Here is a 13,755-nt window from a genome sequence, read left to right on the forward strand (position 1 = left end):
GGGGGCTCGAGCCGCCCCCTGCCTGCGACTTCGGTGGGGGTGTCGTTTCCCGTGTTTCTGGTGGGGCGTAGCCCCCGCAGGGGGCGCGGGGAACTGCGCGAGCAACCAGGAACGAGCCGCACGCGACAGACGACCCTTTAAGGGGCGCGGGGAACTGCGCGAACAGCCACCGACGAGCCGCACACGACAGACGACCCTTTAAGGGGCGCGGGGAACTGCGCGAACGGCCACCCATGAACCCGCGCGCGGCAGACGGAGCTTCAGGGGCGCGGGGAACTGCGCGGGCGGTCACCCACGCAGCCGCACGCGCGTGATCGGCTCCAGCGCTCATGAGGGAAGATGCCCAGGGTGAACCGCCGGGGTGAGGAGAGGGTGAGCTTGCGCAGCGTGGTCGTCAGTCGTGACGTCGATCCGGACGCGGGGGAAGCAGACGCCCCCCGGCGAGGAAGAGGCGCCGCATGGCTCGGCGGCGCGCTGCTGCTCGGCGTCACCGCCATCCTCGGCTTCCGCGTCGCCGACTCCGACGGCCTCACCCCCGTACCCCAGATCCTCGCCTTCCTGCCCTGGCTGCTCGCCCCCGCCGCCGCCGGCCTCCTCCTCGCCGCCCTCGCCCGCTGGCGCACCGGCATGGTGTGGGGCGTCGCCGTACTGGCCCTGCTCGCCTGGTACATGGAGCCCTACGGCACCTCCGACCCCCCGGAGGGGAAGGCCGTCGCCGAGCTGCGCGTCATGGCCGCCAACATCGAGTACGGCCGCGAGACGGCGGGGCTCCTACGCGCCGTCCGCGCTGAGCAGCCCGACCTGCTCTTCGTCGAGGAGTGCGACCACGCCTGCTCCGCCACCCTCCGCGAGAAGCTGCCCCGCGCCGACTACCCCTACCGCGAGTCGGTCGACGCGTACGGCCCGGAGGGTTCCGTCCTCCTCGCCAAGGTCCCCCTGAAGCCCGCGCCCGGCATCGACGCCACCCTCGGCATGCCCGGCGCCGTGGCCGACGTACAGGGCCACCCCGTACGCGTACAGCTCGCGCACCCCATGCCCCCGATGCCCCGCCACGTGGACCTGTGGCGCAAGGAGCTGAGGGCCATCGAGAAGTACGCCGCCGCCGGCAAGGGCCGCTCCACCATCGTCGCCGGCGACTTCAACGCCACCCAGGACCACGCCGCCTTCCGCTCGCTCCTGCACGGCGGCGGCCTGCGCGACGCCGCCCGGCTCGACGGCGCCTCACGCACCCCCAGCTGGCCCACCACCCTGCCCGCACCGCTCGGCGCGCAGATCGACCACGTCCTGGTCACCCCGGACTTCGCCGCCCGCGACACCCGCTTCCTGGAACTCGGCGCCACCGACCACCGCGCGCTCGTCGTCACTCTCACGCTCCACCGATAATGGGCTCATGCCTCGTGAGACCCCCAGCGCACCTCCGGTTCCACGCGGCCCCCGGCCCCCGCGCCCGCTGACCCCGCCCGACTGGCTGGTCCGCTCCCTCAGACCGCAGTCCGCGCCCATCCCCTGGGCGGCCGTCGCCCGCGCCTGTGTCGCCATGGCACTGCCCCTCGCCGTCGGCATCCTCGCCGGGCGGCCGGCGTACGGCGCGCTCGCGTCGATGGGCGCGCTCTCCGGCGTCATCGGCGACACCGCCGACGCCTACCGCATGCGCGTCCTCAACATCGCCGTGCCGCAGCTCTTCGGCGCCCTCGGCGTCACCCTCGGCTCCCTCGTCTTCGGCCACGGCTGGGTGGCGGTCGGCGCGGTCACGTTCGTGGCGCTCGTCTCCGGGATGATGTCGACGATCGGGGCCGTCGCCTCCGTCGGCGGGCTGCTCCTGCTGCTGAACTGCGTCGTCGGCGCCGGGCTGCCCATGCCCGGCCCGTGGTGGCTGGCCCCGGCCCTGATGACAGGCGGCGGCCTGCTGGTCCTCGCGCTCGGCCTGCTCGCCTGGCCGCTGCGCTCCGGCATCCCCGAACGCGCCGCCGTCGCCGCCTCCTACCGCGCGGTGGCCGCCCTCCTCGACGCGGCGGGCACCGACGCCTACGACGACGCCCGCGCCACCGTCACGGCCTCGCTCAACCAGAGCTACGACCTCGTCCTCGCCCGGCGCGCCCGCGACCACGGCCGCAACCCCGACCTCGTCCGGCTCGTCGCCCAGCTGAACGCCCTCACCCCGATCATCGAGGCCGCCCCCGCCACCCACCTCGGCGCCCGCCACACCTGCGGACGCCTCCCCTGCGCCGTCCCCGGCGCGGTGCGCGCCCTGGCGGAGGCGGTGGAGCACGGCGGCCACGCCGAACCGCCCGCCCCGGCCCCGGAGGCGATCCGGCTGCCCGAGCCCGGCGACCACGCCGCCCGCGCCCTCGACCACGCCGTGCGGCACGCGGCGGAGACCCTGAGCGACCCCGACCCGCTCGCCGTCATCGACAGCGACGACCGGCTCGGCAAGCCCGCCGCCCTGCGCGTACGCGCCCGGCGCGCCTCCCGCAACGTCGTCCTGTCCGGCGCCTCCTGGCGCTACGGCCTGCGCCTGGCCCTGTGCATCGGCATCGCGCAGGCCCTGGTCTCCCTGATCGACGTCCCCCGGTCGTACTGGGTGGCCCTCACCGTCACCTTCGTCCTCAAGCCCGACTTCGGCTCGGTCTTCTCGCGCGCCGTCCTGCGCGCCCTCGGCACGGCCGCGGGGCTGGTCGTCGCCGCGGCCGTCCTCACGCAGGTGCCGCACGGCTGGTGGGACGTGCCCGTGATGATGCTCCTCGCCCCGCTCATCCCGGCCCTGACCACCCGGGGCTACGGCTACCAGACGGCGGCCATCACCCCGGTCATCCTGCTGCTCTCCGACATCCTCAACCACCAGGGCCTCGGGCTGGTCGTGCCCCGCCTGGTCGACAGCCTGCTCGGGTGCGCCATCGCCCTCGTCGCCGGCTATCTGCTCTGGCCGGAGAGCTGGGGCACGCGCATCGGGGACCGGCTCGCCGACGCCGTCGCGGACAGCGCCGGATACGTGGAGTGCGCCTTCGGCGACACCGCGGGCGCCGCCGAACGGGCCCGCCAGCGCCGGCGCCTGTACCGCGACCTGTCGGTCATCCGCTCCGAGTTCCAGCGGGCGCTGACCGAGCCCCCGCCGACCGGCACCCGGGCCGCCGCCTGGTGGCCGCTGGTCGTCGCCGTCGAACGGATCCTGGACGCCACGACCGCGGCCCGCGTGCGCATCCGGCACGGCGCCCCGCCGGCGGCCGCCGACGAGATCACCGAGATCGCCCGTGAGCTACGGGAGTTGGCGGCGGGCCTGCGCGCCTCGGACGTACTGGAGGAAGTGCGCCCCGACTTCACCGTGGGGCCCAAGGACAGCGTCCTGGAGCCCCTGCGCCAGGAGGTGGCGGCGGCCAGGGCCATCGCCACCCCCAAGGCGTAGCGGCCCTGTTGGGGCGCGGGGGCTCTTTCGGGCTGTGGCAGGATCACGGGATGCTACGACTGACGGACTTCATCATCGACTGCCCGGACACGATGGAGCTGGCGGCCTTCTACTCCGAGATGGTGGGGCGCCCGGTCAAGGAGGGCAGCGACGAGAACTGGGCCGGCATCACGTTCGGCGAGATCGAGCTGGCCTTCTGGCCGGTGGCCGACTACCGCGCCCCGCAGTGGCCCGACAGCGACCACCCCAAGCAGTTCCACCTCGACTTCGAGGTGGACGACATCGAGGCCGAGCAGCGCCGCGTCCTGGCCCTCGGCGCGACCCTGATGCGGGACTGCGTCGGCCCCGACGGCTACGGCTTCCGCGTCTACGCCGACCCCGTCGGCCACCCCTTCTGCCTCTGCCGCAACAAGGGGGTCATCTGGACCGATCAGGGCCTCGTCTGGCCCACGAGCGGCCAGCAGGCCCCGTAGGGCCGCCGCGGACCGCGGGCCGAGCCGCCGCTCAGCCCGCTCCGTGGCCCCGCGCTAGCGGACCTTCTGCAGCGCCTTCGCCAGGCCGTTGGCCCACAGCCGCTCGACCTTCGCGCGCTCCGTGGCGTCCGGCCGCGCGTTCGTGCAGGACGGGCCGGGGCCGCCGCCGGACATCAGCTGGCTGCACGGACCCGAGTACGTGTCCGGCAGGCCCAGCACGTGCCCCGTCTCATGGGCGGTCACGCGCGTCGAGTTGTACTGCTGGTTCTGCGCGTAGTCCAGGAAGATGTACCCCCGGCCGTGCCCGTCGGTGCTCGCGTACGAGCCGCGCGAGTCATTGCCCTCGCGGTAGCTGAAGCTCGCGCCCGAGCTGCCCTGCTGGAGCTTGACGTTGGACACCGACGAGTTCCAGATGGACGTCGAACTGGCTATCTGACGGGCGAAGCTGGGGGCCCTGGAGGCGTCGTAGACGACCGTCACGGACGTCGCGCCCGGGTTCGCCGCGCGCTTCTCGGCGACCGCCTTCACGACGGCCTCGAAGAACGCCTTGTTGGCCTTGGCCTCCTGCGCCGACCCCGCGTACCGGTCGTACGACGGAGCGGCGGAGTGCCCGGCGGGCGCCACCGGGGCGGCCGACGCGGTGACGGAGGTGGCGCCGAGTCCGGCGACGGTGAGACCGAGGACAGCCGCGACGGACAGGTAACGCTTGCTCATGGGTGGGGGGCTCCCTACTCGTTCGACCGACCGTGGGGGTCGATGAAGGGTGAACTTTTCGGTGGCAGTGAGTCTCGGGGAGCCCGGGGCGCCTGGGAATGATGGCAACACGCGATAGCACGGAGCTATCACCCACTCCCGGCCTGCCCAGAACGGCTGGTTCTCATGGGGTTTGGGTGTCTGGTGCGCCGGCCGTAGCGGCTCTACGCTCAACGACCATGGAGCTCGAGGTCAGGCACCTCCGCGCGCTGTGCGCCATCGCCGACACCGGCAGCCTGCACAAGGCGGCGCGCCAGCTCGGCATGAGCCAGCCCTCGCTCACCACCCAGCTGCGCCGCATCGAGAACGCCCTCGGCGGCCAGCTCTTCGCCCGCGAGCGCACCGGCTGCCGCCCGACCCCGCTCGGCCGGATCGTCCTGAGCCGGGCCCGGCCCCTCGTCACGGAGATGCGGTCCCTGGTCAGCGAGACCAGGGCGGCCGCCGCCCGCACCGCCGACGGGCCCCGGCTGCGCATCGGCTCCACCGCGAGCCGGGCCATACCGGGCTGGCTGCGCCGGCTGCGGATACGCCTGCCGGGCACCGAGATCTCGCTCCAGATGGACGTCTCCGCCAACGCGCTGCTGCGCATGGTCGACGCGGCGCAGCTCGACGTGGCGTTCGTGCACGAGGTGGAGGGCAGCCCGCTGCGGATGCCCGAGAACCTGCGAAGACGGGTGCTCCTCGACCGCGAGCCGCAGTTCGTCTCCCTCGCCGCGGACCATCCGGCGGCCGGACGGCCCGTCGTACGGCTCGGCGACCTCGCCGACGACCGCTGGATGGTCGACCCCACGGTCGACGGCGAGTGGGACGGCCTGCGCCGCGTCCTGACGGCGGCCGGCCTGAACCCGCCCGTCCTGCACGGCGACTACCTCACCGCCGCGTCCCTCGTCGCCACCGGCGAGGTCGTCGCCCTCTGCCAGCCCACCTCGCGGGGCCGCGCCGAGATGGCCGTACGGCCCCTCCACGGCGATCCCCTCGGCGTACGCCTGCTCGTGGCGGCCCGCGCCGAGGAGGAGCTGGACGCGGTCTACGGCGAGCTGGAGGCCGCCTACTGGGAGGCGGCCCGCCAGTCCCCCGCCTACGCGCAGTGGCTGCTGCGCGCCGGTGACCCGCGAGGGGCGGGCGGCGGGACGCTGGTCCCGGCCGGCCGGTGACCCCCCACCTCTCTCCCGTCTCCCGGACCGCCGCCCCCCTTGGACGTCACACGCCGATGTCGCGGCCGTCCTCGCGCCATACCGACACGACCGACGGGCGGACGATCTTGCCCGGGCCGTCGGGCCAGGCGCTCGCCGGCTTCTCGACGGACGCCCCGTCGACCTCGCCCGGGTGCTGGACGGAGACCAGGACCCGCCGGTCCTGCACGAGCGGCCCACAGGTCTCGGCGCCGGTCGGCATGGTCAGGAACTGCTTCAGCTCACCGCGCCGGTCGCCGCGCGTGGCGACCCCGAACAGGCCGTCGTGCGAGCCCAGTTGGTTGCCGTCCGTGGAGATCCACAGGTTGCCGTGCGGGTCGAAGGCGACGTTGTCCGGGCAGGAGATCGGCGAGACCCGCTCCTTGGGGAAGCCCGCGAAGTACGTCGCCGGGTCGTTCGGGTCACCGGCGACCAGGAACAACGACCAGCCGAAGGTCGTGGCGTCGGCGCGGTCGCGGTGCTCGGTCAGCTCCAGGATCTGGCCGTGCTTGTTCAGGTTGCGCGGGTTGGCCTCGTCGGCGCCCGCCTTGCCCGGCTTGCCCCGCTCGGAGTTGTTGGTCAGCGCCACGTACACCTTGCCGGTGTGCGGCGACGGCTCGATGTCCTCGGGCCGGTCCATCTTGGTGGCGCCGACCTTGTCGCCCGCGAGGCGCGTGAAGACGTACACCTCCTCGGCCGTCATGCCCTCGACGTGGCTGACCGCCTTCCCGCCGGGTCCGGCGGTGGCCAGCGGGATCCACCGGCCGCCGCCGTCGAACTCGCCGTCCCGCGGCAGCGTGCCCTTGCCGTCGATCTCCTCGGCCGGTGAGTCACCGGTCAGCTTGGCCACGTACAGGGTGCCCTCGTCCAGCAGCGTGAGGTTGTGCTCGTGCGCGGCGCGGGAGCCGCCCTTGGCCATGCGCTTGCTGCTGACGAACTTGTAGAAGTAGTCGAACTTCTCGTCGTCGCCCATGTAGACCACCGGACGCCCGTCGCGCGTCAGGCGCGGCTGCGCGGCCTCGTGCTTGAAGCGGCCGAGCGCGGTGCGCTTGCGGGGCGTCGAGTGCGGGTCGTACGGGTCCAGCTCCACCACCCAGCCGAAGCGGTTCGCCTCGTTGGGCTCCTTGGCCAGGTCGAAACGGTCGTCGAACCGCTCCCACTTGCGCTCCGAGGCCTCGCCCGTGACGCCGTACCGCTTCAGGCGGGCGGCGGCCGTCGCGTCCGTCACCTTCGCGGCGTTGGCGAAGTACTGGTTGAAGTTCTCCTCGCCGTGCAGCGTGGTGCCCCACGGCGTGGTGCCGCCCGAGCAGTTGTTGAGCGTGCCGAGGACGGTCGTGCCCCGCGGGTCGGCCTTCGTACGGAGCAGCTCGCTGCCGGCGGCGGGACCGGAGAGCCGGAAGCGGCTGGTCGCGGTGAGCCGGCGGTTGAGGTGGTGGCGGCCGACGGCACGCAGCTTGCCGCTCCTGCGCTCGCCCTCGACCACGACGACGGACAGGCCGTGCGCCGCCCACGCGATCTCCACCTGCTCGCGGGTGGGGTTCTGGGGGTCGTACCCCTTGAACATCAGGATCTCGTCCGTGTACTCGTGGTTGGCGACCAGGACCTGTCGGCCGTGCTCGGACCGGAGCGGCAGCAGCGACAGGAAGTCGTTGTTGTACCCGAACTGGCCGGCCTGCGCCGCGGCGCTCTGCCGGTCCGCGTCGAAGGCGGGCGCGCCGCGCAGGATGGGCTCGCCCCAGCGGATGACGACGTTCTGCTCGTAGCCGGCGGGGACGGTGACGGCGTCCGTGGTGTTCGGGGCGACGGGCGCGAACCTCAGTCCGCGCGCTCCCTCGTCCTTGGCGCCCTTCCCGGTGCCGGGGGCGGCCGGGGCGGCCGCGGCGGCCTCGCCCGCGCCGGGGCCCGCCATGACCGCGCCGCCCGCGGCGGTGGCGACCGTCACGACGGCGGCGGCGCGCATCAGCGAACGGCGGCTGAGCGCACCGGCGATGACGTCACCCACGTACTCGTTCGCGCTGGTGTTGGGCACCTCGCCGAAGCAGGCGTCGCCGCAGCGGAAGCGGCAGGTCAGGGCGGAACGGCCGCCGCTCCCCTGATGCGAGGTGATGATCGGCAGCAGCTTGGGCACGGATCCTCCGTCGTCGTGGCGTGGCTTGTTTCCGCCGTGAGGCTAGGCGGGGGTTCCGGCACGGCGGCGGCCTGCGGGTGAACGGCCGGTGAATCCGCGACGCCCGGGAGGAAGTTGACGTGCGAGCCGCCGCGCGGTGGCGCGGGCGGGTGACGAGCGGTGACCCTGCCCAAGATCGCCCGTGGCGGCGGCTAACCTTACGTGTCCGCCCTGGCCAGGGATTTCGGGAATCAACTCACGCGAAGGGTTGCGCACATGGGCATTCTGGATCGCCTGCGGAACGCGTTCGGACGGTCACGCAAGGGGAACGTTCCTGAGGCGCGTGAGTCTGCGGCAGCGCTTGAACCGGGGGCGGAGGGATCGGATTCCTCGCAGGGCGTCTCGCTTCCCGGCCCGTCACCGGAGCCGACGCCGCCCACCCGGGCGACGATCCCGTCCCCGAGTCCGGAACCGTCGGCCTCGACGGTGAGTGACCTGGTCGCGGCGGCCTTCGACAAGGTCAAGCGCCGCGCCCCGGACCCCGCGCCCCCCGCCGAGGCCCCCACGACCGAGCCGAAGCCCGAGGCCATCCCGGAGCGCGCGCCCGAGGCGGAGACCGCCCCGGAGCACCCGGCCGAGGCGCAGGCCGAGCCGAAGACCACGGCCGACGCGCGGCCTGCGGCTGAAACTGGCCCCAAGGCGAAGTCGGACGCCGCTACGAAGCCTGCGGCTGACGGTTCGCCGAAGCCGGCCACCGCCCAGGAGCCTGTGACCGAACCGAGCCCCGGGGATGCCCCGGAGCGGGCGGTCAAGGCGGAGGCCGACGCCGAGCCCAAGGCAGAGTCGGAGGCCGACGCGCAGCCGACGGCTGAGACCGAGCCCAAGACTGAGCCCAAGGCCGAGGCCAAGGCCAAGGTGGAGGCGCAGCCAGAGGTCCAGCCCGAGGCCACGACCGAGGGCAAGCCCGAAGCGAAGGCCGAGCCCGCCCCGAAGGCGGCCACTGCCCAGGACACTGCGGCTGACCCGAAGGCCGAGGACGGCCCGGAGCGCGCGGCCAAGGCGAAGGCCGACGCCGAGCCGAAGACCACGGCCGTCGCGCAGCCTGCGGGTGAAACTGCCCCCAAGGCGGAGGCGAAGCCCGAATCCAAGGCCGAGCCCGCCCCGAAGGCAGCCACCGCCCAGGACGCTGCGGCCGAGGACGGCCCGGAGCGCGCGGCCAAGGCGAAGGCCGACGCGCAGCCTGCGGCTGAGACCGAGCCCAAGGGCAAGGCGGAGGCGGACCCAGAGGCCCAGCCCGAGGGCAAGCCCGAAGCCAAGGCCGGGACCGAGACGAAGGCCAAGGCCAAGCCCAAGGACAAGGCGAAGCCCGAAGCGAAGCCTGCGGCCAAGGCGGAGACCACGTCCGAAGCGGAGCCCGAAGCCAAGGGGCAGGCCGAACCCGAAGCCACGGCCAAGGCCAAGCCCAAGAGCGAGGCCAAGCCCGCAGCCGAGACCGAAGCCAAGGGGCAGGGCAAGCCTGAAGCCGACGCGGAGACGAAGCCCGCAACCGCGCCCGGCGCCAAGGCGAAGCCCGAAGCGAAGCCTGCGGCCAAGGCGGAAGCGACGTCCGAAGCGAAGCCCGCAGCCGAAACCGAGACCGAAGCCAAGGGGCAGGGCAAGCCTGAAGCCGACGCGGAGACGAAGTCCGCAACCGCGTCCGGCGCCAAGGCCGACGAGGCGAAGCCTGCGGTCAAGGGGCAGGACGAGGCGAAGGCCGGAGCCGAGAAGGCCGGGGGCGGTGTTGTCGGCAAGGGGGTGGCCGGGGTTCGGGGGGTGGCACCTGGGTTGGTGGCCGCGTACAAGGCCGCCGGGGGCGTGTTGAAGAAGCGGGGGCTGGACGAGGTGCGCGCGGCCGTGTACCTCGTGCTGGACCGCTCCGGGTCCATGCGCCCGTACTACAAGGACGGCTCCGCGCAGAGCCTCGCCGAGCAGGTCCTCGCGCTGGCCGCCCACACGGACCCCGAGGCCACCGTCCACGTCGTCTTCTTCTCCACCGACATCGACGGCACCGGCACCCTCACGCTCCCCGAGCACGAGGGCCGCATCGACGAGCTGCACGCCGCCGCCGGCCACATGGGCCGCACCAGTTACCACCGCGCGATCGAAGAGGTCGTCGCGCACTACGAGTCGCACCACGAGAAGTCGGACCGCGCCGGCGAACCCGCCCTGGTGATCTTCCAGACGGACGGCGCCCCCGACGCGAAGGGCCCGGCGACCCAGGCCCTGGCGGAGGCCGCCGCGCACCCCCTCTTCTTCCAGTTCGTCGCCTTCGGCGAGCACGACGCGAAGGCCTTCGACTACCTCCGCAGGATGAAGGCGGACAACGCCGCGTTCTTCCACGCGGGCCCCACCCCCCGCGAGCTGACGGACAAGGAGCTGTACGAGGGCCTGCTGGCGTCCTGGCGCCCTGGTCCGGCCGGTGAAACCGAGGTGAGTGGATCTTCGCGGGGCCGTTAGGATTTCGACCATGGCGGCCACTGGATCCGAGAAGCAGGGAGCGGGCGAGAACGCGAAGGCGTTCTACGTCTCGACCCCCATCTACTACGTAAACGACGCTCCTCACCTGGGCCACGCCTACACGACCGTTGCAGGGGACGTGCTCACGCGCTGGCACCGTCAGCGCGGCGAGAAGGTGTGGTACCTCACCGGCACGGACGAGCACGGTCAGAAGATCATGCGCACGGCCGAGGCGAACGACGTCACCCCCCAGGAGTGGTGCGACAAGCTCGTCACCGAGGCCTGGAAGCCCCTCTGGGAGCACCTGAACATCGCCAACGACGACTTCATCCGCACCACGGAGAAGCGTCACACGGACCGGGTCCAGGAGTTCGTCCAGGATCTCTACGACAAGGGCGAGATCTACAAGGGCGGCTACGAGGGCCCGTACTGCGTGGGCTGCGAGGAGTACAAGCTCCCCGGCGACCTGATCGACGGCGAAGCGGGCGGCGAGTTCGCGGGGCAGAAGCTCTGTCCCATCCACAAGAAGCCGGTGGAACTGGTCAAGGAGGAGAACTACTTCTTCAAGCTCAGCGAGTACGGCGACAAGCTCCTCGCCCTCTACGAGGCGAACCCCGGCTTCATCCAGCCGGAGTCCGCGCGCAACGAGGTCGTGAACTTCGTCCGGCAGGGCCTGCAGGACCTGTCCATCTCGCGCTCGACGTTCGACTGGGGCGTCAAGGTCCCGTGGGACGACAAGCACGTCATCTACGTGTGGGTCGACGCGCTCCTGAACTACGCCACGGCCGTCGGCTACGGCGCCAACCAGGAGAAGTTCGACGCCACCTTCCCGGCCGACGTCCACCTGGTCGGCAAGGACATCCTGCGCTTCCACGCGGTGATCTGGCCCGCCATGCTGATGGCGCAGGGCCTGCCGGTGCCGGGCAGGATCGCCGCCAACGGCTGGCTGATGGTCGGCGGCGAGAAGATGTCGAAGTCGAACCTGACGGGCATCAAGCCGCAGGACCTGACCTCGCACTTCGGCGTGGACGCCTACCGCTGGTACTTCCTGCGCGCCATCGCCTTCGGCAGCGACGGCTCCTTCTCCTGGGAGGACTTCTCCGCCCGCTACACCAGCGAGCTGGCGAACGACTACGGCAACCTCGCCTCCCGCCTCGCGGCCATGGTCGGCAAGTACTTCGGCGGCGAGCTGCCCGAGGCCACGGCGGCGGGCGACGCCGAGAAGGCGGTCGAGGACGGTCTGGCGAAGGCCGTCGCCGACGCCGACCGCGCGATCGGTGAGGAGCTGGACTTCCAGGCCGGCATCCTCGCCATCTTCGCCTTCGTCAAGCAGGTCAACGGCTACATCACGGAGCAGGAGCCGTGGAAGGTGGCCAAGGACGAGTCGGCGGAGGGCCGCGCCCGCCTGGCGACCATCCTCTACACGGCCGCCGAGGCGCTGCGCGCCGTCGCGGTCCTGCTGAACCCCGTCATGCCGGAGACGTCCCAGAAGCTGTGGGAGTCCCTCGGCGCGGAGGCCTCGCTGGGCGCGCTGGCCGAGCAGCGGGTCCAGGACGCGGGCACGTGGGGCCGGCTGCCCGCGGGCTCGACGGTGACGAAGGGCGCGGTGCTGTTCCCCCGCCTGGAGGAGCCGAAGAAGGCCTGACGTACCTACGCCCGAGGGCCGGGACCGCGCTGTGCGGTCCCGGCCCTTTCGCGTGCGCCCTCAGGCGTACGTCCGCAGCAGCCGGGCCAGTTGCCGGCCCGCCGCCCGCAGGGGTTCCTCGCTGCGCGTGACCTGGGCGGTCACCTCCGCCCCCTCCAGCGTGCTGATGACGGTCGTGGCGACCTCGGCCGCGTCCTCGGCGGTGAAGCCGGACGCGAGCAGCTTCCCGGCGACGACGCGCTCCCAGTTGCGCAGGGCCTGCGCGCACACCCGCTGGATCTGCGAGTCGGTGCCGAGGGTCTCCAGGGCGGCGGCCGTGACGGGGCAGCCGTCGGTCCAGCCCGATTTCCGCAGCGCGACCGCCAGGTCGGCGGCGCACGCCTCGACGGCCGGGGCCGGATCGTCCTCCCGCTCCAGCGCGTCCGCGAGGAGCCGGCCGAACTCCATCTCGCCGTGCTCGATGGCGGCGACGGCGACAGCCTCCTTGCCGCCCGGGAAGAAGTGGTAGACGGAGCCGAGCGTGGCCTCCGCCTCCGTGGCGATCTGCTTGATGCCGGTGCCGACATAGCCCTGCCGCTGGATGAGCCGCGCGGCGACCACGACGATGCGCTCACGCGTGCTGGGGGGCGCGCTGTTCTGACTCATCCCGCCACCTTATCCAGCTCTGAGTAGAGCGTTCGTTCTAGAGCCGTGCTACGTTTCGCTCCAGCGCTGGATAGAGCGCTCGTTCTAGTAACTCCATGTTCCTGTCGGAGGCCCGCATGTCACAGCACGTCACCCCTGCCGTCAACCCCGCCGTCACCGTCATCGGGCTCGGCCCCATGGGCCAGGCCATGGCGGCCGCCTTTCTCGACCGCGGCTACGAGGTCACCCTCTGGAACCGCACCGCGTCCCGCGCCGACGCGCTCGTGGCACGCGGCGCGCGGTGGGCCCCGACGGCGGAAGCCGCCCTGGCGGCGAACGAGTTGGTGATCCTCAGCCTCACCGACTTCGACGCGATGTACGCCCTCCTCGCCCCCGCCGAGGCGGCCGTCGCGGGCCGCACCCTGGTGAATCTCAGCTCCGACACCCCGGAGAAGGCCCGCGCGGGGGCCCGCTGGGTGACGGAGCGGGGCGGGACACACCTGACCGGCGGCGTCCTGTGCCCGCCGCCCCTGATCGGCACCCCGGACGCGGCGACGTTCTACAGCGGCCCGCGCCAGGCGTACGAGGCACACCGCGAGGCCCTCGAAGTGATCACCGGCAGGACGGACCACCGGGGCGAGGACCCGGGCCTGGCCGCGCTCATGTACCAGCTGAACATGGCCATCTTCTGGCCGTCGATGACCGCCTACTGGCAGGCCGTGGCCGTGGCCGCCGCCCACGGCCTCACGGCCACGGACATCGCGCCCTACGCCGCGGAGAACTTCGCCGGCATGGGCCACTTCATCGACTTCTACGCCCCCCGCATCGACGCGGGCAACCACGCCGGCGACGTGGACCGCACCGCGATGGGCCTGGCCAGCATCGACCACGTCGTCCACACGGCCCGCGACGCGGGCGTGGACACGGCCTTCCCGGAGGCGGTCCAGGACCTGTTCCGCCGCGTCGTGGCCGCGGGCCACGGCTCGGACAGCTTCAGCTCGGCGGTGGAACTCCTGAAGTCCCCGAAAGAGTGATCACCAACCGTTCATCGGATTTCCCCACCCCGAATCCGCTTGGCTCTGTCC

Annotated in this window: 10 protein-coding genes; 7 read left to right on the plus strand and 3 right to left on the minus strand. The window is 72.6% G+C overall.

Annotation, left to right across the window (positions count from 1 at the left end; translation table 11 throughout):
* Positions 1 to 372: 372 nt before the first annotated feature.
* Genes ACZ516_RS19730 through ACZ516_RS19740 form a run of 3 tightly spaced genes read left to right on the plus strand, consistent with a single transcriptional unit; the run spans position 373 to position 3,873 of the window.
* Entirely contained in the window at positions 373 to 1,383 is a 1,011-nt protein-coding gene (locus ACZ516_RS19730) for an endonuclease/exonuclease/phosphatase family protein (protein ID WP_469011220.1), read from the plus strand.
* 7 nt (positions 1,384 to 1,390) lie between these two features.
* Positions 1,391 to 3,400: an FUSC family protein gene (locus ACZ516_RS19735; protein WP_469011221.1), complete on the plus strand. Its 2,010-nt coding sequence runs from the start codon at positions 1,391 to 1,393 to the stop codon at positions 3,398 to 3,400.
* 50 nt (positions 3,401 to 3,450) lie between these two features.
* Positions 3,451 to 3,873: a VOC family protein gene (locus ACZ516_RS19740; RefSeq protein WP_361079774.1), complete on the plus strand. Its 423-nt coding sequence runs from the start codon at positions 3,451 to 3,453 to the stop codon at positions 3,871 to 3,873.
* A gap of 54 nt (positions 3,874 to 3,927) precedes the next feature.
* On the opposite strand, the gene snpA is transcribed toward ACZ516_RS19740, so the two are convergent.
* Positions 3,928 to 4,587 carry a snapalysin gene (snpA, locus tag ACZ516_RS19745; RefSeq protein ID WP_358699536.1) on the minus strand — a complete coding sequence of 220 codons (660 nt, stop codon included), beginning with the start codon at positions 4,585 to 4,587 and terminating at the stop codon, positions 3,928 to 3,930.
* A 218-nt stretch (positions 4,588 to 4,805) separates the two neighbouring features.
* On the opposite strand from snpA, the gene ACZ516_RS19750 reads away from it, so the two are divergent.
* The gene (locus tag ACZ516_RS19750) at positions 4,806 to 5,780 is read left to right on the plus strand and encodes a LysR family transcriptional regulator (protein ID WP_358583048.1); all 975 of its coding nucleotides are present in this window, start codon (positions 4,806 to 4,808) and stop codon (positions 5,778 to 5,780) included.
* A gap of 46 nt (positions 5,781 to 5,826) precedes the next feature.
* On the opposite strand, the gene ACZ516_RS19755 is transcribed toward ACZ516_RS19750, so the two are convergent.
* On the minus strand, positions 5,827 to 7,926 hold the full coding sequence (locus ACZ516_RS19755; RefSeq protein ID WP_469011222.1) for a PhoX family protein: 2,100 nt from the start codon (positions 7,924 to 7,926) through the stop codon (positions 5,827 to 5,829).
* Positions 7,927 to 8,391: 465 nt separating this feature from the next.
* On the opposite strand from ACZ516_RS19755, the gene ACZ516_RS19760 reads away from it, so the two are divergent.
* Both ACZ516_RS19760 and metG read left to right on the plus strand, forming a co-directional pair.
* Complete coding sequence (locus ACZ516_RS19760; protein ID WP_469011223.1) at positions 8,392 to 10,401, plus strand: VWA domain-containing protein; 2,010 nt, start codon at positions 8,392 to 8,394, stop codon at positions 10,399 to 10,401.
* A gap of 10 nt (positions 10,402 to 10,411) precedes the next feature.
* Positions 10,412 to 12,046, plus strand: coding sequence for a methionine--tRNA ligase (metG, locus tag ACZ516_RS19765; RefSeq protein ID WP_358583054.1), 1,635 nt, complete (start codon positions 10,412 to 10,414; stop codon positions 12,044 to 12,046).
* Positions 12,047 to 12,106: 60 nt separating this feature from the next.
* Here metG and ACZ516_RS19770 read toward each other — a convergent pair whose 3' ends face one another.
* On the minus strand, positions 12,107 to 12,691 hold the full coding sequence (locus tag ACZ516_RS19770) for a TetR/AcrR family transcriptional regulator (protein WP_469011224.1): 585 nt from the start codon (positions 12,689 to 12,691) through the stop codon (positions 12,107 to 12,109).
* 116 nt (positions 12,692 to 12,807) lie between these two features.
* On the opposite strand from ACZ516_RS19770, the gene ACZ516_RS19775 reads away from it, so the two are divergent.
* Entirely contained in the window at positions 12,808 to 13,704 is an 897-nt protein-coding gene (locus ACZ516_RS19775) for an NAD(P)-dependent oxidoreductase (RefSeq protein WP_469011225.1), read from the plus strand.
* Positions 13,705 to 13,755 lie beyond the last annotated feature (51 nt).

The sequence above is a fragment of the Streptomyces sp. NPDC034037 genome (assembly GCF_055575715.1).

Coding starts and splice junctions, on each gene's coding strand:
- ACZ516_RS19735 (WP_469011221.1), top strand. CDS start 1,391: ATGCCTCGTGAGACCCCCAGCGCACCTCCGGTTCCACGCGGCCCCCGG.
- ACZ516_RS19740 (WP_361079774.1), top strand. CDS start 3,451: ATGCTACGACTGACGGACTTCATCATCGACTGCCCGGACACGATGGAG.
- snpA (WP_358699536.1), bottom strand. CDS start 4,587: ATGAGCAAGCGTTACCTGTCCGTCGCGGCTGTCCTCGGTCTCACCGTC.
- ACZ516_RS19750 (WP_358583048.1), top strand. CDS start 4,806: ATGGAGCTCGAGGTCAGGCACCTCCGCGCGCTGTGCGCCATCGCCGAC.
- metG (WP_358583054.1), top strand. CDS start 10,412: ATGGCGGCCACTGGATCCGAGAAGCAGGGAGCGGGCGAGAACGCGAAG.
- ACZ516_RS19770 (WP_469011224.1), bottom strand. CDS start 12,691: ATGAGTCAGAACAGCGCGCCCCCCAGCACGCGTGAGCGCATCGTCGTG.
- ACZ516_RS19775 (WP_469011225.1), top strand. CDS start 12,808: ATGTCACAGCACGTCACCCCTGCCGTCAACCCCGCCGTCACCGTCATC.